Annotated in this window: 23 protein-coding genes, 1 other RNA gene and 2 riboswitches; of the genes, 8 read left to right on the top strand and 16 right to left on the bottom strand. The window is 29.9% G+C overall.

Annotation, left to right across the window (positions count from 1 at the left end; translation table 11 throughout):
* Positions 1-76 precede the first annotated feature (76 nt).
* Positions 77-1,120 (top strand): agmatine deiminase family protein, encoded by a 1,044-nt coding sequence (locus PZA12_RS09955; RefSeq protein WP_103698938.1) that lies wholly within the window; start codon positions 77-79, stop codon positions 1,118-1,120.
* Between the two features lie 22 nt (positions 1,121-1,142).
* Positions 1,143-2,021 (top strand): N-carbamoylputrescine amidase, encoded by an 879-nt coding sequence (gene aguB, locus PZA12_RS09950; protein WP_077844143.1) that lies wholly within the window; start codon positions 1,143-1,145, stop codon positions 2,019-2,021.
* A 493-nt stretch (positions 2,022-2,514) separates the two neighbouring features.
* On the opposite strand, the gene PZA12_RS09945 is transcribed toward aguB, so the two are convergent.
* The 4 genes from PZA12_RS09945 to murQ all read right to left on the bottom strand — a co-directional run bounded on the left by PZA12_RS09945 (position 2,515) and on the right by murQ (position 6,913).
* Positions 2,515-3,360, bottom strand: coding sequence for a MurR/RpiR family transcriptional regulator (locus PZA12_RS09945; RefSeq protein WP_017209592.1), 846 nt, complete (start codon positions 3,358-3,360; stop codon positions 2,515-2,517).
* 38 nt (positions 3,361-3,398) lie between these two features.
* The gene (locus PZA12_RS09940; RefSeq protein WP_103698939.1) at positions 3,399-4,472 is read right to left on the bottom strand and encodes a DUF871 domain-containing protein; all 1,074 of its coding nucleotides are present in this window, start codon (positions 4,470-4,472) and stop codon (positions 3,399-3,401) included.
* A gap of 144 nt (positions 4,473-4,616) precedes the next feature.
* Positions 4,617-5,978 (bottom strand): PTS transporter subunit EIIC, encoded by a 1,362-nt coding sequence (locus tag PZA12_RS09935; protein ID WP_078117005.1) that lies wholly within the window; start codon positions 5,976-5,978, stop codon positions 4,617-4,619.
* Positions 5,979-5,992: 14 nt separating this feature from the next.
* A complete protein-coding gene (gene murQ, locus PZA12_RS09930; RefSeq protein WP_207716591.1) occupies positions 5,993-6,913 on the bottom strand; it encodes an N-acetylmuramic acid 6-phosphate etherase in 921 nt (306 codons plus the stop codon).
* A 374-nt stretch (positions 6,914-7,287) separates the two neighbouring features.
* Here murQ and ssrS point away from each other — a divergent pair.
* Positions 7,288-7,480, top strand: a non-coding RNA gene (gene ssrS / locus PZA12_RS09925) — 6S RNA.
* A gap of 119 nt (positions 7,481-7,599) precedes the next feature.
* Here the strand turns inward: ssrS and PZA12_RS09920 are convergent.
* Both PZA12_RS09920 and PZA12_RS09915 read right to left on the bottom strand, forming a co-directional pair.
* The gene (locus PZA12_RS09920) at positions 7,600-8,277 is read right to left on the bottom strand and encodes an SIMPL domain-containing protein (protein WP_078117007.1); all 678 of its coding nucleotides are present in this window, start codon (positions 8,275-8,277) and stop codon (positions 7,600-7,602) included.
* A 164-nt stretch (positions 8,278-8,441) separates the two neighbouring features.
* Positions 8,442-8,906 carry a hypothetical protein gene (locus PZA12_RS09915; RefSeq protein WP_078117008.1) on the bottom strand — a complete coding sequence of 155 codons (465 nt, stop codon included), beginning with the start codon at positions 8,904-8,906 and terminating at the stop codon, positions 8,442-8,444.
* Between the two features lie 344 nt (positions 8,907-9,250).
* Here PZA12_RS09915 and PZA12_RS09910 point away from each other — a divergent pair, with 344 nt between their 5' ends.
* The 3 genes from PZA12_RS09910 to PZA12_RS09900 all read left to right on the top strand — a co-directional run bounded on the left by PZA12_RS09910 (position 9,251) and on the right by PZA12_RS09900 (position 12,217).
* Entirely contained in the window at positions 9,251-10,453 is a 1,203-nt protein-coding gene (locus tag PZA12_RS09910; protein WP_078116200.1) for an IS701 family transposase, read from the top strand.
* 220 nt (positions 10,454-10,673) lie between these two features.
* Entirely contained in the window at positions 10,674-11,636 is a 963-nt protein-coding gene (gene bioB, locus PZA12_RS09905; protein WP_103698332.1) for a biotin synthase BioB, read from the top strand.
* 35 nt (positions 11,637-11,671) lie between these two features.
* On the top strand, positions 11,672-12,217 hold the full coding sequence (locus PZA12_RS09900) for a biotin transporter BioY (protein ID WP_103698331.1): 546 nt from the start codon (positions 11,672-11,674) through the stop codon (positions 12,215-12,217).
* Positions 12,218-12,309: 92 nt separating this feature from the next.
* On the opposite strand, the gene PZA12_RS09895 is transcribed toward PZA12_RS09900, so the two are convergent.
* The 9 genes from PZA12_RS09895 to PZA12_RS09855 form a co-directional block, all read right to left on the bottom strand.
* The gene (locus PZA12_RS09895; protein WP_012058143.1) at positions 12,310-12,483 is read right to left on the bottom strand and encodes a hypothetical protein; all 174 of its coding nucleotides are present in this window, start codon (positions 12,481-12,483) and stop codon (positions 12,310-12,312) included.
* A 211-nt stretch (positions 12,484-12,694) separates the two neighbouring features.
* Positions 12,695-12,898 (bottom strand): hypothetical protein, encoded by a 204-nt coding sequence (locus PZA12_RS09890; protein ID WP_026887434.1) that lies wholly within the window; start codon positions 12,896-12,898, stop codon positions 12,695-12,697.
* A 115-nt stretch (positions 12,899-13,013) separates the two neighbouring features.
* Positions 13,014-13,097, bottom strand: a riboswitch (cyclic di-GMP riboswitch).
* Between the two features lie 909 nt (positions 13,098-14,006).
* Positions 14,007-15,401 (bottom strand): NAD(P)/FAD-dependent oxidoreductase, encoded by a 1,395-nt coding sequence (locus PZA12_RS09885; RefSeq protein WP_103698330.1) that lies wholly within the window; start codon positions 15,399-15,401, stop codon positions 14,007-14,009.
* Between the two features lie 26 nt (positions 15,402-15,427).
* Positions 15,428-15,532: riboswitch (purine riboswitch) on the bottom strand.
* A 247-nt stretch (positions 15,533-15,779) separates the two neighbouring features.
* Positions 15,780-16,391, bottom strand: coding sequence for an ECF transporter S component (locus tag PZA12_RS09880; RefSeq protein ID WP_103698329.1), 612 nt, complete (start codon positions 16,389-16,391; stop codon positions 15,780-15,782).
* Positions 16,392-16,723: 332 nt separating this feature from the next.
* Positions 16,724-18,124, bottom strand: a complete 1,401-nt coding sequence (locus PZA12_RS09875; RefSeq protein ID WP_181005998.1) for a hypothetical protein — start codon at positions 18,122-18,124, stop codon at positions 16,724-16,726.
* 127 nt (positions 18,125-18,251) lie between these two features.
* A complete protein-coding gene (locus PZA12_RS09870) occupies positions 18,252-18,551 on the bottom strand; it encodes a SoxR reducing system RseC family protein (RefSeq protein ID WP_103698328.1) in 300 nt (99 codons plus the stop codon).
* Between the two features lie 222 nt (positions 18,552-18,773).
* A complete protein-coding gene (locus PZA12_RS09865) occupies positions 18,774-21,260 on the bottom strand; it encodes a CoA-disulfide reductase (RefSeq protein WP_103698327.1) in 2,487 nt (828 codons plus the stop codon).
* 300 nt (positions 21,261-21,560) lie between these two features.
* On the bottom strand, positions 21,561-21,716 hold the full coding sequence (locus PZA12_RS09860) for a zinc-ribbon domain-containing protein (protein WP_012058137.1): 156 nt from the start codon (positions 21,714-21,716) through the stop codon (positions 21,561-21,563).
* 133 nt (positions 21,717-21,849) lie between these two features.
* Positions 21,850-22,353, bottom strand: a complete 504-nt coding sequence (locus tag PZA12_RS09855) for a CarD family transcriptional regulator (protein ID WP_103698326.1) — start codon at positions 22,351-22,353, stop codon at positions 21,850-21,852.
* A 342-nt stretch (positions 22,354-22,695) separates the two neighbouring features.
* Between PZA12_RS09855 and fba the strand changes: the two genes are divergently transcribed.
* Positions 22,696-23,562, top strand: a complete 867-nt coding sequence (gene fba / locus PZA12_RS09850; protein WP_103698325.1) for a class II fructose-1,6-bisphosphate aldolase — start codon at positions 22,696-22,698, stop codon at positions 23,560-23,562.
* Between the two features lie 80 nt (positions 23,563-23,642).
* Here the strand turns inward: fba and PZA12_RS09845 are convergent, their stop codons facing one another.
* The gene (locus PZA12_RS09845) at positions 23,643-23,999 is read right to left on the bottom strand and encodes a hypothetical protein (RefSeq protein WP_103698324.1); all 357 of its coding nucleotides are present in this window, start codon (positions 23,997-23,999) and stop codon (positions 23,643-23,645) included.
* 247 nt (positions 24,000-24,246) lie between these two features.
* Between PZA12_RS09845 and PZA12_RS09840 the strand changes: the two genes are divergently transcribed.
* A complete protein-coding gene (locus PZA12_RS09840; protein WP_103698323.1) occupies positions 24,247-25,596 on the top strand; it encodes a [Fe-Fe] hydrogenase large subunit C-terminal domain-containing protein in 1,350 nt (449 codons plus the stop codon).
* Positions 25,597-25,630: the final 34 nt, after the last annotated feature.

Raw genomic sequence — 25,630 nt, 5'->3', positions numbered from 1 at the left:
TGTGGAGTTTATTATATGATAGATACTATATATAGTATTAAAAATATAAAATATAAGCATGAAAAAGAGGTATTGTATGTATCCAAAAGATTTTAATTATAAAATGCCTGCTGAATGGACTGCTCATGAGCGTACATTCATATCTTGGCCAGTAAAAGATTCAATGTGTCATCCAGATAACTATAAAGATGTTTGTGCTGGATATGCAGAATATATTCAAGCAATTGCTGAATTTGAACCAGTTTCAGTAATTGTTAATCCATATGAATTGGATAATGTAAAAAAACTTTTTAGTGAGTCTAATATAGAACTACTCCCTATTGAACATAGTGATGCATGGCTTAGAGATAATGGCCCTACATTCCTAATTGACGATGAAGGAAATAGAGCAGGTGTAAATTGGAAGTTTAATGCCTGGGGTGAAAAATATGCACCATGGGATTTAGATGATAAAGTAGCTCCGCAAATTTTAGAACATTACAATATTAAAAAATTTGATGCTCCTTTAATTATGGAAGGAGGTTCTCTTCATACTGATGGTGAGGGAACATTGATTACTACTGAGGAATGTTTGCTAAATCCTAACAGAAATCCTAACCTTACTAGAGAGCAAATTGAAACATATTTAAAACAATACTTGAACATAGAAAAAATTATTTGGCTAAAGAACGGACTAGATGGTGATGAAACTGACGGGCATGTCGATAATATAGCCTGCTTTGCTGAACCTACTAAAATAATTATTCAAACTTGTGATGATCCAAATGATGCAAATTACAAAATTACTTTGGAAAATATTGAAATCTTAAAGAATTCAACAGACGCAAAAGGCAGAAAGTTTGAAATTATCCCAATTAATCAACCACCTAGAGCTGAATACAAAGGTGAAAGGCTAACTCTAAGTTATCTAAACTTTTATTTTGTTAATGATGGTATTATCTTACCTACTTTTGGTGGAAATGCATCAGAAGCAGACAAAATGGCTGAGAAAGTATTAAGTTTAACTTTCCCAAAAAGAAGAATAAGAACTGTAGATGGAATGGCTGTTATTAAAGAAGGCGGTAATGTACATTGCACAACACAACAAATGCCATTTCCAAGAAACCTAAAAGTACTATAGAAAAATAAGATGAGGTGATAACATGAGAAAAGTTAAAGTTGCAGCTACACAAATGAGCTGTTCATGCAATATTGACGAAAATATTTCTAAAGCAGAAAAATTCGTAAGAGAAGCAGCCGGAAAAGGTGCTCAAATTATTCTACTTCAAGAATTATTTGAAACTCCATATTTTTGTCAAAAAGAGAAATCTGATTACTACGTATATGCTACCGAAGTAGCACAAAATAAAGCAATAAATCATTTTAAAGAAATTGCTAAAGAGCTTAAGGTAGTGTTACCAATCAGCTTCTATGAAAAGAAGAATTATGCTAGATATAATGCTATAGCAATAATAGATGCTAATGGTGAAGTACTTGGAACTTACAGAAAGAGTCACATTCCTGATGGTCCTGGATATGAAGAAAAATTCTACTTTAATCCTGGAGATACCGGATTTAAAGTATGGAATACACGCTACGGAAAAATCGGTGTAGGTATCTGCTGGGATCAATGGTATCCTGAAGCTGCTAGATGCATGACTTTAATGGGAGCTGAAATGATATTCTATCCTACTGCTATTGGCTCTGAGCCACAAGACGGTTCTATTGATTCAAAAGACCATTGGCAAGCTTGCATGTTAGGTCATGCTGCTGCAAATTTAGTTCCTGTAATTGCATCAAACCGTGTTGGGGTTGAAGAAGATGAAGATTCTAAAATAACATTTTATGGTTCTTCTTTTATAGCAGGTCCTCAAGGAAATAAACTTGTTGAAGCTAATCGTACAGAAGAAACAGTATTAGTTGCTGAATTTGATTTAGATCAATTGGAGACACAACGTATTGAATGGGGAATATTCAGAGATCGTCGCCCTGATTTATATAAAATAATTACATCATATGATGGAGATCTAATAATTAAATAGCTACTATTTTCATTATTAGATATTAAAATTTTTGAAAAATAATAAGAGTTAAATACTTTTTAAAGCATTTTAACTCTCTCTAAATATTTTTAAGAATTCATTAGTTCAAAAGCTATGATTATAAGATATCAAACACTCTTATAACCATAGCTTTTATTTTAATCTTATGATATTTATAATTTTTCTTCTCCTCCCTATGTCCCTCTTTATTAATATTTTCATAAGCTATTTACCACACATCTTCCGACCTATTGCATTTCATAGCCTTTTATTCTGTCATTAAAAATTGCTGCTTTCGTAGTTGCTTCTTCGATACAAATCCTCTGCATTCCCGTTCTTTCCATAAATTGTTATATTTTTAAATTGTTTTCTTGTTAAATTTGTATACTTTTTCCTTCATAAATTGTTTTCTTCATACCTTTTTAAATTATTAATTTTAAACATTTTTTACTTTTAAACGTAAATATGTTTTAATTCTTATGTAGTTTTACTTTTATAGTTCTTTAACAGCTTTCCTTGTAGAAATTAATTTCTCCTCTACTTCTTTTATGTTATTTCTAATCATCCCAATATATAACATATCTATTATTGCTAATTGAGAAATTCTCGAGCTAATTGCTCCTTCTCTTATTGATTTTTCTACAGCTGGTATACGAATTACTATATCAGAAATATCAGCTATGGTATTATTTACACTAGCCTTTGTTATTGATATAACTGGAACTTTTCTATGTCTTGCATTTTTTACACACTTAATGACTTCCTTAGTCTCTCCTGAATATGATATTGCTAGTGCTACATCTCCTTCTTCTAATAATACAGATGAAGTTATTTGAAGGTGAGTATCTGTATTACATATACATCTCTTATTCATCCTGCTTAGTTTATAATAGAAATCCTGGCCAACAAGTCCTGATACCCCTACACTAAAGATATAAATATTTTTAGCGCTTATAAGTAATTCAATTGCTTTATCTAAACATTCTTCATCTAGTAAGCTGACCGTTTGTTCCATAATTGAATCTACTGATTGTTTAATTCCATAGATAATATTTTTTGTTCCTAAATCGTTGTCTAAATATTGAAATTGTATAGCTCCTGCTTCCTCTTCTTTGCTAATATTAATAGATAATTTTAGTTTCAATTCATTTAAAGTATTAAACCCTATTTTTTTAGCAAATCTTACTACCGTTGGAGCTGAAGTTTTTGTAGCCTCAGCTATATCTCTTGCAGACATTGATATAATCCGTTCCTTAGTTTCTATTAAATAATCTGCTATTAACTTTTCTCTATCTGTAAAACTGTCATAATTTTGCTTAATATACTGTAATACATTCATAATCTCACACCTTATCGTACTTGGTTTTGCTCTTACAATTATTTTATATTAAAATAAAATCTTTTACCACCATCTATATATTTCAATAAATATAAGTAATCTTTCGTAACTGAAGCTATGACATTTGTTCTAATATCAGCTTTTTGATTTGTTTTAAGAATCTGTAATTCCCCCATATATCTCATATAATTTACATTATCCAATGTAATATCACCGAAGTTCTTGTCTATTGTATTAAATGGCTCTATAGTTTCTCCATTAAGAAGTAATCTACTTTCAGCTGCTCTTATTGCATCTCTAGCCTCATCTATTCTTTGGGTATAAGTTTCTTTTAGCAATTTTAGAGTTATATCATTATAATCTTTTAACTCTATTAGTAGCTCAACTGCATTAGGATCTAATGATGATAAATCTTCTAGTTCTTTTTTACTTGGAAGAGAATCTCCAATGAAAACGCATTGATTTCCTAATGCAAATAAATGGTTAGCAGCTTCTCTTACATTTTTCCCTCTATGATCCTCTAATGTTGGTAATCCATCTTTCAAAGGCGCTCTTCTTCTATTATTTGATTGCACAAAAGCAGAGACTTTAATCCCTCGCTCGCTCAAAATAGCATTTTTTTCTTTCATACATTCTTCAGAGATTCCAGTTCCTACCCTTGGATAAAAATTGTGAAGTGCATCTATATTCTCATAGTGTGGTGAATAATTATCTAATCTCTCAAAAAATCTCTTAGTAATTGTTGATGCATTTAATTGAATTTTAATTCCATAAGGATTTTTGCTCATTCTCGCTATTTCTTCTTCGATATACCCAAAATCTATTCTAATAGTCTTAACACCCATGTTACCTAATCCTTTTAAGTCCATGTTTTCTAATTCTAAAAACTTAAAAGTATTAGGTGATATATCACTTATTATATCCATATTATATTCTTTTGCTAACTTAAAGAATTCTATTACTTCCAACTTTAAAACATCATAATTTGCCTCTGGTATCTGAAGGGATGTAAATATCCTTGTAATATTAAGATTATGTGCATCCTTTAACAATTTTATATTTTCTTCTTTAGTATTATCCAATCCAAAATAAACAGAAAATCCATAATTCATAATAATGCCCCTTTGCTAGATTTATATGAAATTAAATAAAAGTTTTTTTATAATTCACATATAATGATAATTTATTTATATAACTACTATAATTCTATTCTCTTATTCATTAACTAAAAAGACCCTTTCGGGTCTTTTTAAACTTTATTCAATTGGGTCGTCGAAGCCTAAAATGTTAGTAAATAGATATCCACTTGCATATGAAACCAATACTCCTATTAAGAACACTCCAATTTTCCCATTTGCAATTAACAATGCTAAAGGTAGTCCTGATACCCCCATTGCAACTGCTCCTACTTTAAATATCGCCATTGCTGCGCCACCCACTGCAGCTCCTAAACAAGCTCCAATAAATGGTTTACCAAGAGGTAAAGTTATTCCATATATTAACGGTTCTCCTATTCCTAAAAATCCTGGTACTAATCCATTTTTAGCAATTTTCTTTAATCTTTCATTTTTTGTTTTTCTTAGTACAGCTATAGTTGCTCCTACCTGCGCCATTCCAGCTGTTGCTAGTATAGGCAATAATACAGTATACCCAACATTGGCTATTAAATCTGCATGTATTGGAGTTAACGCCTGATGCATTCCTGTCATAACTAATGGCAAGAATAAACCTCCTGATACAGCACCAGATATAACTGCTATAAGAATATTGTCTGATGCTATTGTTTTTGCAACTAAGAATCCTATACTATCTGAAATAGCTCCCCCAACTGGTTGAAGGATAAATAATGCCGCTAAGGCTGAAACTGAAAGTGTAACTAATGGAGTAACAAACAAATCTAATACATCTGGTACAACTTTTCTGCATGCTTTCTCAATAAAACAAGCTAATACTACTACCAATATTACTGATATAACCCCTCCACGTCCTGGAGTTAATTTTTGTCCAAAAAGAGTTATGTTTGCAAGGGTTGCTGATGAGAGAATTCCGCCTAATACTCCACCGAGCATTGGCATTTGTGAGCCAAATTCTTTTGCTGCATTTACACCAACTAAAACTGATAATATAGAAAATACTCCATTTCCTATAAGCCCTATAATTTGAGCAGCTGTTGTTTTTGTATAAGCATCTTTAAAATACACTCCTGCAATATTATTTATTGCAAGCACAAGTCCACAAGCCACAAATAATGGAATCAAAGGAATGAACACATTTCCTAGTTTTTTAAGAATATTCTTAAACTTAGTATCATTCTTTTCCTTCAATTTAGCCTTTGTTTCAGCTACTGCATCTTCTCCTATAACTACCTTTGTTCCTATTATTTTCTTTACTTCTTCAGTTACTTTATTTACCTTTCCTGGTCCATAAATAACTTGTAGTTGTTCTTTAGTCTCAACTATACCAAGAACCCCTTCTGATTTCTTAATATCTTCTACATTAGCTTTTGAAAAGTTATTTAATTCAAATCTACAGCGTGTCATACAATTAGTAACTGATTTTACGTTATCTTTACCTCCAACTAATTCTACTAATCTTATAGCAATCTCTTTATTTGTCATAAATCTCCTCTCCTTTACTTATTATCTATTTCTTGTAACGCTTTAGCTATATAACCTTTATTTTTATCTAATTTAATTCTCGCCTCATCTTTATCTAGCTTTGAAAGTATCATAAATATTGCTAGTTTGACATCATAATCTGTTTTATTTAGTGCTTCTGTTGCCTCTTCCATGTTTATACCCGTTGCTTTACAAACTATTCCTTTCGCTCTTTCAATTAGCTTTTCATTTGTAGCTCTTAAATCTACCATTAGATTTCCATATACTTTTCCAAGCTTAATCATGACACCAGTTGATATCATATTCAATACTAGCTTTTGAGCTGTCCCAGACTTTAGTCTTGTTGAACCTGTTACAACTTCCGGACCAACTACTGGCGCAATTGAAATATAAGCTTCCTTTGCAACATCTGAATTTTCATTACAAGTCACTGAAACTGTTAACGCACCTATTTGCTCAGCATACCTTAATCCTCCTATAACATAAGGGGTTCTTCCAGAAGCTGCAAGTCCTATTATTGTATCATTCTCTGTTATATTTTTACTCTTTAAATCTTTCACTGCTAATTCTTCTGAATCCTCTGCTCCCTCTTTTGCTCTAAATATAGCTTCTTTTCCCCCAGCTATAATTCCTTGCACCAATTCTTCTGAAACTCCATATGTTGGTGGACATTCTGAGGCATCTAATACGCCAAGCCTTCCTGATGTTCCTGCACCTATATAAATTAATCTTCCTCCTCTATGAATTCTTTCAGCTATCATATCTATAGCTTTTGCTATTTTAGGAATCTCTTTTTCTACAGCGTTTGCCACCTTTTTATCCTCATCGTTCATGATTTTTACCATTTCTAAAGTCGATACTTTATCTATATTTATTGTAGTTTCATTTCTGCTTTCAGTTGTTAGATTTTTTAAATTTAAACTATCCACAATCATCGCCTCCATATAAAACATTTAATTTTGACTACGTTTTCACTTGATATATACATCATAACACTTTTGAAATTTTGTTTCAATATATTTTTAAAAATATATTATTTTGTTTCTAAAACATAATTTAGTTGTATCATATTTTCTCTATACCTTTAGGTTTAACAGATTTCTTTATAAGATATTGTTATATTAATTCTAAACAACCTTAATAAAAACCGCTTAAATTCCTTGTGTAAATACTATTACAAATTATCTATAAACATTAGTCTAAATTATCATAAAAACCTCTTGCATAAGAAATTTAAATATGTTATTATATCTTCACGGCCTAAGAACAAATGATATTAAGTTGTTCAAGCAGGCTTATATATTGATTATAAATTCTGGGATATTCGTTAAGCTCTTATTTTGAACCTACACTTAAATTACGGGAGTTCAATTATCTAGATGTGGAAATGTACTTTCATATGAGTCCTTTTACGGCTTTGAAGGCGATTGAATCATCTGTGAGGGCACCCACCTATCGAAGGATAGGGGTCAAAATTAGAGTACCGGTATTTTGGATATTATATAAGACATTCTATGCCAATGCTTAATATTAAGCATTGGCTTTTTATTTTCCTAAATTAAAACTAAGGTAAATGTTTAAAAACTTAAACTAATAACTACTCTTCTTCTAATTATTTTTATTATCCTACATATGTGAATATGGCCTCTATATCTGCATTTATAATATTTTCTCCTGCTTCAATAGGGGTAGTATTACTAGTAGATTTAAGAGTCATTACTAGTGGTGTACTAGTGGTCTCATTTTGTTCATTTATTTGAATTGGTATAATATTTAGCTTTACTTTAAGTTGGTCAGCTACAACTCGAGCTTTATTTTGAGCATCTTGGAGAGCTCTTCTTAACGCTTCATAATAATACTTTGTTTCATCTGAGACAATAAAGATAATCCCCGTTAATGAATTTGCCCCATTGCTTACTGCAGTATCAATTACTACACCTACATTATTAACATTGCTAATTAAAATTTTCAAATTATTTATTACTTCATATCCTCTAAAAACCTGCTTTCCATTGATATAATCATAATTTGGACGTATGCTATAGTTTTCTGTTTGTATATTCTTAAGAGGTATTCCCAAGGCTCTTAGACTATTTATAACATCTTGAGTTATCTTAGCATTCTCCTCTTGTGCAACTTCCAATTGCAAATCTTCAGTTATAACTCCAACGACTATTTCTGCTAAATCTGGTTTTACACTTATCGTTCCTTTTCCTATAACTTTTAGCTTATTAGGTGAACATTGATCATTGTTCAAATCATTTAAGCTATATATACCTCCCTGCCCTAAAGTATGCATCTCATTTTTCCCTTCAAAAAATTAGTCATTACTTCATAATATGATGAATCATTAGAAATGTCTCTAAACTACATACATCAATGTTCGGAATTCTTTATAATTAGAAATAGGCTTAAATTTATCTAAAATTTAAGCCTTAAATATACTTTACTGAATTCAAAATCCTAAAAAGAATAATGTTTTTCCACCACTTCTCTTGTAAAGCCATAATCAATTATAACTGGCTTTCCATCAATCATTCCCCAGCTGCTTTTCCTACAAAAATCCCCCAATAACAACCTATAGTTTTTCTTTATTTCTTGCAATTCCTGAGTTTTTAAAAATTCATCTCTATTCGATACATTAAAATACTTCCATACATATAAAATATCACTTATCTTGCTTGCTTTTTGCATTATAAGTAAGCTAAAGTCACTTGAAACTTGTATAACTTTTGCAAATAACTTAGTATGATCATTATCCGAAATAATATATTCAGCTTTATTTTGTGCTATTCCAGCCTTATTTTTTGCTATCTTCAAAACATATCCATTTCCTAAATCGAATACTTTCCTGCCAGAACCTGAACCAATATATTTATAATAGCCTTGTTTTATATTAAACATAATTTTATCAAAATCAATAGTCATTCTAGCACCTACTCATAACCATATTTTAATCCATTCGAATACTCTACATATTACATTACTCTATTCTATGAAAATTTGTTCTTATTAAACTAAACTTTATTTTTATTAGTGCTATGCAATTTCTTATATAGATTAAAATACTAAATTTATATTTGAATCTATAGCAAACCAAGAGCTTAATTAAGACCATAATTATAGAAACTTAATTGAAATATATTATATACTATAATAGTGCAAAAATGCTTGAATAATTTTACAACTGAATAAAATAAAAAAACATCTATGATAAATCCTTGTTATAATTGAGTTACCACACAACAATGACAGCAAGGAGCTATACATAAATGTTTCAGAACACAATTATATCAGATGATCTATCAATATACAATTTTTTAAAACAACTAAATTTTGATTTTTACTTAACTAAGCCTCAATTAAGACATTTAGAAAATATAATGAATGCTATGATATCAAAAGGTTATAACGGTAAAATTTCCGACATAGCGGAGCTTGCTCCTTCGAAACATCGAACTAGTATTACTAGATTTTTTTCAAATAGTAATTGGAATGAAAAACTTTTAGAAAGAGCATTAAAAGCATATATCATAGAACTTATTTGGGGGAAATCAAGAGAATCCAAACAGCCAATATACTTTATTATTGATGACACTATTTCTGAAAAGACAAAGCCCTCGTCAAAGGCTAAAAATCCAATTGAAAAGTGTTCGTTTCATAATTCTCATTTAAAAGGTAAGAATGTATATGGTCATCAAGTAGTAGTTTCTTTACTATCGTGTGACGGATTAGTGCTGCCATACTCAATTGATATCTATGATAAAGAATATATGAGTAAAATAGAATTAACTAAAAAATTAATTACAACACTTCCAAAGCCTGAAAATAAAGGCTATGTGTTAGCAGATAGTTGGTATAGTTGTAAGGATATTTTTAATGCTTCTGAAAAAGCCGGCTATAGCTATATTGGTGCTTTAAAAACTAATAGGGTCATTTTTCCGTATGGCCATGAAAGACTAGGAATAAAACTTCATAAGTTTGCTACATTATTAAAGATTGAAGACTTTGACCTCGTCACCGTCAAAGATAAGCAATACTACATTTACAATTATGTTGGCAACTTAAAAGATCGAAAGAATGTCTCTATTGTTTTAAGTTATCCTAAAGATGCTTTCCAAAAAGATGGAGCATTGAAAACTTTTATTTCCTTAGAGAAATCATTAGCACCGTTAGATATTTTAACTCAATATACCGACCGATGGGCAATCGAACCATTTTTTAGAGATTGCAAAACGTACTTAGGACTAGATGGATATCAAGTAAGAAGTGGAAAAAGCATTAATAGATATCTAATCATAATGTTAGTAAATTATACTTATTGCAAAATATACTGTACTGATTCTCTTCACTTTAATACTGGATATAAAGTTGCTAAAAAAAATTTAGAAAAGTCCAAAGTAATATATATTTACAAAGCTGCCGCAAGCGGTACGCCGATAGAAAAAATTTTTGAGTCATTAAAAATAGCTTAAGAATCTGTTTTTTTATTTAACTGTAAAATTATTCAAGTAAAACTGCACTATTATAGTTATATATACTTATAAAATATTTTGTTAAACTATTTGATTTATATGCATATATTAAGCACAGCTAACATTGTTAACTCTTTTTTTATATTTAGTTGACAATATTAAATATTAATTATATACTTGTCTTGAAATTATTTAATAAATTGGGGCGTGGTAAAATTATATGGAAAAATTAGCAGAAGAAATTATTAACGGAAGACGATTAACTAGATCTGATAATTTAGAATTTTTATTAACTTGTGATTTAAAGAAAATTTGTGATGGTGCTAATAAAATTCGTAAAACACTATGCGGAGAAAACGTGGACCTTTGTACAATTATTAATGGTCGCAGTGGAAAATGCAGCGAGAACTGTAAGTTTTGTGCTCAATCAAAACACCACAAAACAGAAATTAAAGAATATGATTTTTTAGATCCTAATGCAATCTTAAAAGACTGCAAAAAAAATGAAGCTAATGGTGTACATAGATACTCTATTGTTACAGCCGGAAGAGCATTAGTTGGAAGCGATTTTGATAAAGCTGTACAAGCATACAAAATGATGAATAAAGAATGTTCTATCAACCTATGTGCATCTCACGGTTTTTTAGGTGAAGAACAATTTGTACTTTTAAAAGAAGCAGGAGTCACAATGTACCATGCAAACATCGAAACTTCTAAAAGAAACTTTCACAATATTTGTACTACTCATTCATATGATGACAAGATTAAAGAAATTAAACTAGCGCAAAATGCAGGTTTAAAAGTTTGTTCCGGTGGTATTATAGGAATGGGTGAAACTTGGTATGACAGAATTGACATGGCTATAAGCTTATCAGAACTTGGAGTTATATCTATACCAATAAATGTATTAATGCCTATCAAAGGTACTCCATTAGAGAATTTAAAAAGGATTTCTAATGATGATATCTTAAGAACGATTGCAATTTTTCGTTACATAAATCCAACAGCTTATATTCGTATGGCTGCCGGAAGAACTTATTTTGAAGATGGCGGCATAGAAATTTTTCAATCTGGAGCTAATGCAACGATAACTGGTGATATGCTGACTACTGTAGGTAACAATACATGTCAAGATAAAATAATGTTGCAAACACTCGGTTTTTCAATTAAAAAGGAATTATAGAAAAGAAATATAATATATAAAGGAGATTTAAAATTATGGAAAATATACGTAGAACTAACGCGCGTCAGTTAACAATAATCGGAATAATGAGTGCTTTTATATGTACATCTGCGCCGTTTTCAATTCCTATTGGTATAGTACCAATTACATTAACAAATTTAGCAATTTACCTTACTATATATATAATTGGAAAAAGGGAAGGAACAATTAGTTATCTTATCTATCTTCTCATAGGTGCATTGGGATTGCCAGTTTTTTCGGGATTCTCTGGGGGATTTACTAAATTAGCAGGGCCAACAGGTGGATACCTAATTGGATTCGCTTTTATGGCATTTATAAGTGGATTATTTATTGATAAATTTCCTAATAAAATTTTCATGTGCTTTTTAGGTATGCTGCTAGGTACACTAGTAACCTACATATTTGGAACAGTATGGCTAGCATATGTTGCACATCTACCATTTAATAAGGCCTTAACAATTGGTGTTCTTCCATTTATTCCTGCTGACCTCGCAAAGATGGTAATTGCATCACTAATAGGGCCTCAGATTAGAAAACGAATTAAAAGCGCTGGATTATAATAGTTAAAATATATATATTAATAAAAAATGAGTTTCTTTAAATTATAAAATTAAGGAAACTCATTTATATTATAAATCAACTAGATCCACTTCTACTTTTTTCTGACTTCTCTAAATATTCTCTCACTTATCTCTTCAACTTCTTCATTATTCAATCCTTTTCTTTTAATAGCATTAGCAAATATATTTGTCATTTGCTCCCAATCACTAATTTTCTCTGAATGTAATTTTATCTCTTCTAATAACTCATATACCTTTTTATTCATACCATTGCTCTCCTCGTAAAATCTACTATATTATTATAGCAAAAAAATAAGAATCATAAACAATATTTCTAATGTCCATGATTCTTATTAATTAAACCTCTATATGAGAAAAGTCTGTAATTATTTTATTCTCATCATCTTCTGTTTTCTTTATTTTACCTAATTTAATCTTAATAGTTAGTGTCATGTCTTTCCTCTTCCTACATATTAATTAACGTGAATAATTAATCTTTATATAAGTATTATTTATTATTTTATAATTGAACTTCGCTTTTATACTATCAATACTCGATATCTTTTCAATATAATACATATCTGCTAAAGTTAAATCTCTTAACTCTGCAACAAATTCAAATTTAGAACACTTTGCCAAATTATCATTTATAACTTTCATGATTTCATTATGTATCTTCATAGCATATCACCTCTCATATATTAACTTTAAAAACTATTTTATTTACTTTTAACTCTATTATGTTTAATTCCAAAAATATAAAAAACCAATCAAAACTAATTAAAAAAATTAATTAGTTTTGATTGGTGGGTTGCATCATTAACTCCAAATTCTCAAGATGCCCAAATACAGAGAATTCTTCACAGTTCCCAATCTTTGTATATTTATGTTGCTTTATGTCTTTCTATGTATATATTATAACAATAATATAAGAAAAATCAACATTAAATGCAATAATTACCTTACAATAATTGTTACATATTTAAAGGTAATTATTAAATGTATAAAAAATTTTATTTACTGTCCCTAAATATCATATTTAAGCTTATTTTAATATAATGTTTATATTGAATTAACATATTTGTTATAATTTTGTAATAATTATAAGCTATAATAAGAAAATAAGATAATTTCTTATTAACTATTTATCCTTCTATATAAAATCGTTTATGGGTAACTTATTTATGTATTGTAATAATAAGTTACCCTTGTTGCTTTTGCAATTCCCATATAGATAACCCAACTAAGATCTGAACTTATGCGTATGTCTCACCAAAATGAATAACATACTTTTGTTCCAGTTTCTAGGTAATTCTGATGGGTGATTCTAAGGCTATAAAGTTGCACCCAAAGTGCTAGCCTCAAAGAACAAGCGCTCATAGAGAAAGTTCTGCTTACCAAATGTAAAATTTGGAGCATCACTTTTTGAACTAGCACATTTGGAACAACTTATAGCCAAATAATCACATCCATCAAAATTACCAATGAAACATTCCATATTATGACCCTTGTGGTTACAAAAGTATATTACTCATTTCTAGTTAGAAGATATTTCATAGTTCAAATATAGTTATTATTGTGTTATCTACATATTTCTTTATACAATTTATAATCTTAACTTTAGGTTATTACTGATAACTACATCATTTAAATTAATATATCTTTTATAAAAAAACAGCATCCCCCATAATTTTCAGAAAAAATTATGTAGAATACTGTTTAATGGATGTTATCATCCCCTGAATTTATGAATACTTAATATTAATACAACTTAGTATTTTCAATATTTTTAAAGTTTTCTACCCATTATCACACCCATGGCTGATGCCATCATAAGTCCTCTAGTCCATCCACTTGAGTCACCTAAACAATGTAAGCCTTTTATATTAGTTTCGAAATTTTTATCTAAATCAATTCTATTACTGTAGAATTTTATTTCTGGACCATATAATAATGTTTCTCTGCTTGCAAATCCTGGAACTACTGTATCCATGGCTTGTATAAAGTTTAAAATATTTGTCATAGTTCTATATGGCATAGCTGATGTTAAATCTCCAGCTTCTGCGTCTGGTAATGTATGTCTAACGTTTGATTCGTACAATTCCTTTTCCCAAGTTCTTTTACCATCCAATATATCTCCATATCTTTGAACTAATATTTTTCCATTTCCCAACATATTAACAAGTTCCGCAACCTTCTGCCCATATTCAATTGGTTCATTGAAAGGAGCCGAAAAATTATGTGAACTTAAAATTGCTAAGTTTGTATTATCAGATTTCTTATCTTTATAAGAGTGGCCATTAACTATTGCTAAATTATTATCATAATTCTCTTGACTTACAAAACCACCTGGATTTTGACAGAAAGTCCTAACCTTATCTTTAAATGGTGCTGGATGCCCTATAAGTTTCGATTCATAAAGTACATTATTTACACTTTCCATTACTTCATTTCTGAGCTCAACTCTAACACCTATATCAACTGGTCCTGCACTATGATTTATCTTGTGCTCAATACACATGTCTTTTAACCAATCAGCCCCTTTTCTACCTGTTGCTACAACTACTTTATCTGAAAACATTTCTTCATCATTAGTTCTAGTTAATGAATCTGTTATTAATACCCCAGATACTTCATTGTTTCTTATCAAAAGATTTTTAACTGTTGTATCAAATTTAATTTCAACGCCATCATTTAATAGATGTTTTTGAATCTTCAAATATATCTCTTGAGCTTTTTCAGTTCCTAAATGTCTTATTGGACAATCTACTAATTTTAATCCACCTTGTATTGCTTTTCTTCTTATTTCTTTAACTGCTTCATTATTTCCTACACCTTCAACTTTAGTATCTGCTCCAAAGTCCAAATAAATTGAATCTGTATAGTCTATGTATTCTTGTATTAAATCAGCACCTGCAAGTTCAGGTAGATCTCCACCCACTTCATAGCTTAAAGATAGCTTTCCATCTGAAAACGCTCCTGCGCCAGAAAATCCAGTAGTAATATGACAATAAGGTTTGCATGACACACACTTTTTAGTTTTATCTTTTGGACAATGTCTCTTGTCAATGCTCTTCCCTGATTCAACTAAAAGGATTTTAGATTGAGGTTTTTGTTTCTTTAGTTCATATGCAGTAAATATTCCTGCTGGACCAGCACCTACTATTATTACATCATAATTCATTCTTATCTCTCCTTGACATTAAATATAATTTTTAAGTAGACACTTATAGTCCTATAGCAATTTACGGTAGCTTGGTAGAAACATCCGACCCTTATTATCAGATTTATATAAGTGAATATTATTAACTTTTTTTCAAAAATAGTTCTTATTACTAGGTAATTTTAGCTCATATATTAATAAAAATCAATAACAAATTATTTTTTTCTTCTTTTTTTTCTTACAAACACGAACATTAACCTAATCACAAAGAATAAAACTCTCATCTATATGATAATATGGTCTTATAAAAATTAAAATTTATTGTATTTTAAATTAGTAAAAACCACCAAAATCAGAAATTTTGATTTTGATGGTTTATTACATAAAAAAATAAAGTTATTATTTTACTATAGATTTTCTTTCTCCAACTGGCAATAATAATCCAGACTTTGATAAAACGGGTCTTATAGCATTATAAATAATACTTACTAATATTACTGATACTATGGCATTAACAAAGGTTGCAAATACACTTATTTTTGCCAAGGCTGCTGCCATTTGCTGTGGCTGCCCAAGAATATATTGTTTATAAAAATATCCAGCTATAGGATCAAAAACAACATTAAAAGCTAATCCTCCAATTGCAGCAATAATGGTCCATTTAGCTATATACTTTTTATCGCTACTTTCATCTATTTTTGCATATTTATGAGCAATTAAACCAGTTATCAAACCAATGCATAACTTTAAAATGAAAGTTTTAGGTGCTCCGATTGCATATGTTGGATCTAATAGATCTGATATTGTCATACCTATAGCCCCTGATAATCCACCATACCAGCCTCCTAGAAGTAATGCTGCTAATACACAAAACGCATTCCCAATGTGCAGTGAAACCGCATCTTCACCTACAGGTATTTTTATTGAAAGAAAAGTAAATGATACAAAGCATAATGCTGCAAGGACACCCGTCTGAATTACTTTTACAATTCTTGAATTCTTATTTTCCATATAATAGTCCCCCTTATTGTATTATTCTATCTTCATAGGAAAATGTTGTGATTATTATAACACTATAGGAGTTCTCTAGCAATTGTATGGGTTCATTTATATTTCACATTGCATCTTTTATTATATATTATGTTTAAATTTACAATGCACATTTCATAATTCACAATTACGGCTAGAATTCTTGCAATGTTTTTAGAAATTTAATGAAGAATTATTTTTCAATATATATGAAAAAAATAAGACTCCCTAAATCACAAATTAGTGGAGTCTTTTAATCGGAATCTTCTATTTTAATAATGATGTAGTTATTTAATTTAGCCTTATTTTACTTGTTAAATAATAATTATTGCTACTATTGTTGTAATGATTAATCCTATAACAACGGGTTTGAGATTTTTTTTGGCTAATTCAAATGCATCCACACCGCAAATAGCTGCTACTGGTATTATTGCCCATGGGATCACGGTTCCTCCACCTACCCATATTCCTGCAATTTGTCCTAAGGCTGTCAACGTTGCAACGCCACCTCCCAAAGCAGTTGAGAATATTTTGGAAATGGATCCTACCAAAGATATTCCTGAAAAGCCTGACCCATCTAATCCTGTAATTGCACCAACCACTGTAAGTGTACCAGCAGAAATAGTTGAGTTTATTGGAACGTTATTTGCAAGCGCAACACCTAAGTCATTAACTATGCCGTTTGAGCCTTCTGGAAGTATCTTTCCAAATATATCTGTAAACGCCGAGTCACCTAAATAAAAAAATGCAGCTATTGGTATAACGACTCCAAATATTTTAAAACCAAACTGAAGCCCTTTAACAAGATTATCAGTAATTTTATCTAGGGATTTTTCTTTATAAGCTAGTATCGAAATTAAACTCAGGATAAATATGGCAGTACCTCCAATAAGCGCTGTTGCATCACCACCTTGTAATTTAGCAATATACATTATAAAAATATCTAATGCAAACAATACTAGAATTAATAATGCTAAAAACCTTCTTACTTTTTTTGAAGAAATAAGCATTGAAGATCTTGAAATTGATGTTGAATCTTCTATTTCCTCGTATTGACTAGGCAGCTCTCCTGATTTAATCTCCCTTCTAAGGAAATAAAATGCAGCAACAGTTGTAACTATTCCCATTGTTAGTTCAAGTGGAATACTTGCAGATATAACCTCAGAAACCGGTATACTTGCTGCATCAGCAGTAAGTTTTGGTGCTGCCTGAATTATATAATCGCTTGATAAAGCTATACCATGTCCAAATAAATTCATTGAAATAGCTACTCCCATAGCTGGAAGTCCAGCTTTCTTAGCAATAGGTAGAAACAATGCCCCTATAAGTGCAACTGCTGGAGATGGCCAGAAAAACCACGATAAAACCATCATAAAAATTCCAATTACCCAATAAGCAATCCAATAATTTTTAATCACTTTTCTAAAAGGAGACACCATCTCATCATTTATTCCAGAGTCCATTAATGTATTACTCATTGCTGTTATTATTGATATTATAAAAATTGTTGGCATCAATTCCTTTGCTGCATAAACAAAACTATTAAATACTCCCATTACAGATTTATAAATTGATTCTGTTCCAGCCAATCCCAGAATAAAAATGCCTAGTATACATAAAAGAGAGATATCTTTCTTCTTCACCATAGCCAATATAATTATAATTATAAAAATAAGATAAATATAGTGAAGCGGTGTTAATACTAAGTTAATCATATATTTCTCCTATAAAAGTTCTTGTACTTATAAATTATGTAGGAAATATATGCTTAGTTACTATATATTAAACAATTGTCAACAAATATTTTTTATTTAGCAATTCCTCATTATCTCTATCAGTTATTTATAAATCATCCCAATAAATCTTCTCAGCCTTTTCATCTGCTTTTGAATGTTTATCAAACGCTTTGACTATTATAGCTGATAACAAAAAGCCAATTACTCCACCTACGATTTGAAAAGTTCTATTAGAAGCCACTAGCATATTTTCACCTATTATTCCACCTATAAAAGCCCCTATAAATACCAATATTATTGGCAAAATGAAAATCATGAACGCAGCTAGTATCATACTCGTATTTTTCTTTTTTGTCTTTAAATTTGAGCCCTTTTCTAAATCTCTCATAGAATTCCTCGCTTTCATATTAATATCTTTATATAAACGTTTATTAAATTGTTTTACCTGGATTATAATATTTTCAAATTAAAATATATCCCATTTTAATTATATATTTTAATTCCAATACTTGTCTTCTATAATTTTATATTATCACCAATCATTGTAAAAACAAACAATAAAAAATAGACTTGATGAAATTATTAATCACCAAGTCTATAAATTATTTATATTACAAACAATTATTAATTAAATAAATAAATTTAGTCCAGAACCTTCTGTTGATCCTAAATATGAAGCAACTCCACCAATTTCAACCCCATCAATAAATTCTTCTTTTTTAATACCCATTAACTCCATGCTCATAGAACACGCTACCACTTTAACCCCCATATCTATAGCATTTTTTATTAATGTTTCTAAGCTATCAACATTATGCTTTTTCATTATCTTCTTTATCATAACAGGCCCCATACCCATCATGTTCATTTGTGATAATGGTAATTTACCAGCATGTGCTGGGAGCATAGTATCAAACATTTTTTCCATAATATCTTTAGTTACACTAGGCTTATCTTGGCTTTTTAATATATTTAATCCCCAAAAAGTAAAGAACATAGTAACTTCTTTTCCCATAGATGCCGCTCCTGTAGCTATAATAAACGAAGCTATTGCTTTATCTAGATCCCCACTAAATACTACTAATGTAGCTCCATTTTTTTCAGCAGTTTTCGGAGATAGTGTTTTTTCTACTGATTTTAATTCTCTTCCCTTTTGAATATACGCTACAAATGCTTTTCCTTTATTATCAAATTCTGATTTTAGTAATGTATTTCCTGTTGAGTCGCACCATGATTTTATATCCTTACTAAATCCAGGGTCACTTGCTTTAACTTCTAAAACACTTCCACTTTCCATTTTCTTAACTTCTTCAAACACTCTTTTTATTGGTCCTGGACATTGAAGGCCACATGCATTCAGCTTAATATCAGCATTTACTTTGCCTAAATCTATATTTTCTTCCCTCATTGCGGCTACCTCATTATTAATTCTCTCACTCTTTTCAAACTGATTTCTAATCATTTCTTTAGCTCTCTTTACATATAGATATGTTTTCATTCCTCCATCTATATTTGTACATTTTATTCCATTTTGTTCAAGTATTCTGCAAGCAATATATCCTCTTAGACCGACTTGGCATGTAACATATATATCCTTGTTTCTTGGGATTTCATTTAATCTATCTCTTAATTTTTCTAGAGGAATATGAATAGAATTTTTTAAAGTACCTGTAACTAATTCAAATTCTTCTCTTATATCTATAATTGCTGATTTTTCTTTATCTAAGCTATCAATTTCATCCCATTGAATTGTTTTCGTTATTCCTTCCACAATATTTGATGCATAATATCCAAGCATATTAACTGGATCTTTTGCAGAATTGTATGGAGGTGCATAACACGGCTCAATATCTTGCAAATCAAAAACTGTAAGATTCCCTTTAATAGCTGTTGCTAAAACATCTATACGTTTCTCAACGCCATCAATTCCCACACCTTGTGCTCCAAATATTTTCCCTGACTTTGGATCGAACAACATCTTTAAGGATATAGGAAAAGATCCTGGGTAATATCCAGCATGAGAACCTGGGTGTATATGTATTGTTTCATATTCTATACCTAACCTTTTTAATATCTTTTCATTATTGCCTGTTGTAGCTACCGTATAATCAAATATCTTTGCAACAGATGATCCAAGAGTACCTTTATATTCAACGTTTTTTCCACATATATTATCGGCTACTATCCTACCTTGTCTGTTTGCAGGCCAAGCTAAAGGAATCATTGTTGGTTTTTTATTTACAAAGTCTATGACTTCTACTGCATCTCCCAATGCATAGATGCTTGAATCTGAAGTTTTCATAAATTTATCAACTATAATAGCGCCTCTTTCATTTAATTTAAGATTAGCTTGCCTTGCAATTGCTGTTTCTGGCCTAACTCCAATTGATAATATTATCATATCCGTTTTTATTTCTTTTCCGCTATCAAGTATAATTTTTTTTCCATTGTCTTTAAATTCAGACACTCCATTTTTTAATATTAGTTCAACATTTTTATCTATTAAATGTTCATGTAATATACTTGCCATTTCTATATCAAGAGGAGCCATAACCTGATCACTTGCTTCTATAAGTGTAACATCTATTCCCCTAGCATGAAGATTTTCTACCATCTCTAAGCCTATAAATCCTCCACCTATTACTGTTGCATGTTTTGGTTTATTATTATCCACATAAGCTTTAATTCTATCTGTATCTGGTATATTTCTAAGAGTGAATAAACTACTACATTCCTCTATTCCAGGTATTTTAGGTCTGATTGGTGCTGCTCCTGGAGATAAAACTAAAATATCATAAGTTTCATCATACTCTTCCTTTGTTCTAATATTTCTTACTCTAACTTTTTTGTTTTCCTTATCTATGCTAATAGCTTCATTTAAATTTCTTATATCTAAATTAAACTTACTACTCATTTCCTCTACAGTTTGAACTATTAGTTTCCCTCTTTCATCAATGGTCTCTCCTATATAATATGGAAGTCCACAATTAGCAAAAGATATATATTCACCTTTTTCTATCATAATAATTTCAGCATTTTCATCTAACCTTCTAAGTCTAGCTGCTGTTGAGGCACCTCCAGCAACTCCACCAATAATAATAATTTTTCTATCCATAATAGCTCTCTCCTTTTATAAATGCAATGCATTTCTTTAATTTAAGTTTAGCTAAAATGGTTGATATCTTCTGTGACTTTATCACAATGATTAAAAATTTCAGTCAATGCTATATAAAATAATCATATAGACTCCTATAAAATAAATGTGACTTAACCACACACACTTCGCGGTAATTTATTTTCCTACCTTATACTACTTACTCAATTAACATAATTAGATTTCAATATTTACTCTTTTATACCTTTATATATCAAAAAAGAGTTGTAAGAAAATCTTACAACTCTTAATAAAATAATATTATCTTCTATTATTTTGTTCCTTTTTAATTCTTCTGCAAGATATACATCTTGTAGGTTCATTAGTAAATCCTTTTTCTTGGTAGAATTCTTGTTCTCCCACAGTGAAAACAAATTCTTCTCCACAATCTCTGCATACTAAAGTCTTATCTGTCATATAAAGTTCCTCCTTTAACTAAAGATTAATATATTGATTCATATAATTCTCTAAAGGAGAAATTTACATATCTATAAAAAACCTTTTATTTACAATAACTATTATAACATACTTCAGTAAAATAGCAAACCTTTTAACTTAACTTATTTAAATTGATTGAAAGATCTAATAACTCAGAAGCTTCATTGCTTGTTAATCCTTTAGCTTGAGCTATCTCCTCTATAACAATTTTCTTTATATAATTTAACATTTGTTTTTCACTTGAATTTAAACTATGCCATTTTTTTAATTGTGTTAGATCAAAGATTAATTCAAGAAATTCATCAAATGTACCTGATTTTATTTTTATTTTGCTCACGCTTCTTCTTTCTTTATAATTAATTTTAGAAAACTTCTCTGCCTCCGCCACAAATCTATCTACATGTTTTAAGCTATTCTCCAAAGTTTTAATATCACTTATTAACCTCATATTAGATGTATTTGCTGTACTAATAGGCAAAGTTAACTTCATAGTATTATTAATTAAGTGTATTATATAGCATTTTATTTTTTCACCATTGAGTTCTTTTTCTTCTATAACATCAATTATTCCTATTCCTTGACTTGGGTATACAACTCTATCTCCTATGTTAAACAAAAAATGACCTCCTCACATGTAATAAAATTTTAACATCTTAATCATTTTTAGAATGTTTCAATTTTTCCCTTAAAAATCTTTTTCTTATACATAATCCTACATATTACCACTCTTTCATAAAATAAGTTCTTTATTATCTAAATATATATTATGTAAATTTCGTATAAAGATACATATGACTTATTAAAAGAAGCAGATTTTTCAATTTATTGTTTTCATATAGCTAATTTTAGAGTATAATAAGTTTGAAAAAGGAAAAACTGATGTGTAAAGTACATAAATCAGTTTTCTTAAGCTATTATAGTTATTATAATAAATATACAAGTATACGGAGGTCGTAAAATGTTAACATCAGCTAAAGAAATGTTAAACAAAGCTAGACAAGGAAAATACGCAGTTGGTCAATTCAACATCAACAACTTAGAATGGACTAAAGCTATATTATTAACTGCACAAGAAAATAATTCACCAGTTATCTTAGGTGTATCTGAAGGTGCTGGAAAATATATGACAGGATATAAGACTGTATCTGCAATGGTTAAAGCAATGATAGAAGAATTAAACATCACTGTACCAGTTGCTTTACATTTAGATCACGGTAGCTATGAAGGTGCAAAAAAATGTATCGAAGCTGGATTTTCATCAATCATGTTCGATGGATCTCACTATCCAATAGCTGAAAATATTGAAAAAACTAAAGAATTAGTTGCTATAACTAATGAAAAAGGACTTTCTTTAGAAGCAGAAGTTGGTTCAATTGGTGGAGAAGAAGACGGAGTTGTAGGTAAAGGTGAAGTTGCTGATCCAAATGAATGTAAACAAATCGCTGAATTAGGAGTTACTATGTTAGCTGCTGGTATTGGAAACATTCATGGAAAATACCCTGCAAACTGGGCTGGATTAGATTTTGATGCATTAGCTAAAATTGAAGAAGCTGTAGGAACTTCAATGCCATTAGTATTACATGGTGGTACTGGAATCCCTGAAGATATGATAAAGAAAGCTATATCTCTTGGAGTAGCTAAGATCAATGTTAATACTGAATGCCAATTATCATTCCAAGAAGCTACTAGAAAATATATTGAAGCTGGAAAAGATTTAGAAGGAAAAGGATTTGACCCAAGAAAGTTATTAAATCCTGGATTCGAAGCTATCAAAGCTACAGTTAAAGAAAAAATGGAATTATTCGGTTCAGTAAACAGAGCTTAATTTCATTGAATATAAGGAGCACTATATTTAGTGCTCCTTTTTATTTTAAATTAATATTTCAATCAAATCTCTTTCTGAATCTAAAACATTGCTTTCATTAACATATTTTCTAACATTGATATTGAATCTATGATTACTTTTTCTTTTTTTTTAATATAAAAATTATCATGTGCATTTTCAATTATCCAATTATAGTCATTACAAACTATAAACTTACTTAAAAGTTCAATTCTGTCATTTCTATTCAATTTATATTTATCCAAAATTGCTACAATATCTTCTATTTTACTATTAAAACTTTTAATATCAGAACCTCTTTTAATATTTGCTAACCTCGAGATATAATCTGTATCATTAATAATTTCACTGTTTGATAACTCATTAATTTTATTTTTCCGTGCCCCATCATTTAAAATATTTAATATATAAATAAACATTTCTACATCTCCCCAATAAGAACAAAATTCAATTCTAATTATACGTTTACAATTAGTAAAATTCAAGATTAACATAAAATTTATTAATTGTAATTTAAATATTTATTCTACATCTCTGTTTGTTTTTCCTTCCATTTTCTTATTTTTCTCTATTTTAATTTAACTTATGCTGAATTTTAGTATTAATATATGCAAATAAATATATAATAATATATAATAGATATTTTTGCAATTTGGAGGTGTCTTAATGAATAATAAATATAATGATTTATTCGATGAGTTAGTCAAATCATATTACAATGGTAATTTTGACGAAACTCTTAAACGTATTATGGTATGTCATAAAAAGTCTCCACAAGAAACTTTTGAAATTATTAGATCGTTGTGTGGCGTTGATATGGAGTTCGATAATAATTATGTATATAATTTAAAAAAAGCAATTACAGAATATACAGTTAATACAAGATTAATTGAAAAACTTAAAGGCTGTGATGAATCATGTCCTAGAAATGAAGATGGTAAATTTAGCTGTCAGGTTGCTTGTCCTTTTGATGCCATTCTTTATGATAAAAATGAAAAATCAACCTACATAGATAATGATAAATGCCTAAATTGTGGTGTATGCGTCGATTCATGTAAGCATGGATTAATATTAGATAAAGTTTATTTTCTTCCTGTTTTAGACTTAATACAGAACAATGAAAAAGTCTTTGCCGCAGTTGCTCCTGCTATTAGCGGTCAATTTGGTGATGAAGTTACTATGGATCAAATCAGGGCTGCCCTTATAAAAATAGGTTTTACTGATATGATCGAAGTTGCCTTTGCAGCAGATGTATTAACAATAAAAGAAGCTGTTGAGTTTGATAAGCATGTAAATGGGCCTAAGAACTTGATGATTACTTCATGTTGCTGCCCTATTTGGATAGGAATGCTTAGAAAAGTTTACAAGGAACTTGTTCCTGATTTATCCCCATCGGTTTCACCTATGGTTGCTGCTGCACGAATGATAAAAAGTCTTGATTCCGATGCAAAAGTAGTTTTTATAGGCCCATGTATTGCAAAAAAAGCGGAAGCTAAAGATAAGGATTTAAACGATGCAGTAGATTTTGTATTAACATTTCAGGAACTTGACGAAGTATTCAGAGCTTTAGACATAAAGCCTGGTAATTTGGATGGAGTGCCATCCGTTGAGTACGCTTCTAGAGGCGGAAGATTATACGCCCGTAGTGGTGGCGTTTCAATTGCTGTATCAGAAACAGTTGAAGAACTTTTCCCTGAAAAGCACAAGTATTTTAAAGCTGCAAAAGCCTCTGGAGTAAAAGATTGTAAAGAACTTCTTGAAAACGCTCTAAATAGAAATGTTGATGCAAACTTCTTAGAAGGAATGGGATGCGTTGGCGGATGTGTTGGTGGTCCTAAAGCAATAATTCCTACAGAACAAGGTAAGGAGTCAGCTGATAAATTTGCTTATGATTCCCCCATAAAGGTTCCAGTTCATAGTAAAGTACTTGATGAGGTGTTGAATAAGCTTGGTATAAACTCAATAGAAGACTTTCACGATCATGAAAAAGTGAGCATTTTTGAACGTGAGTTTTAACCTAATTTTATTTTAACTTCATAATCTATCTATA

Origin of the sequence: Clostridium beijerinckii (assembly GCF_036699995.1) — a bacterium.
GTDB lineage: Bacteria > Bacillota > Clostridia > Clostridiales > Clostridiaceae > Clostridium > Clostridium helianthi.
The sequence above is the reverse complement of the archived record's forward strand: the minus strand, read 5'-3'. Positions and strand labels throughout refer to the sequence as shown.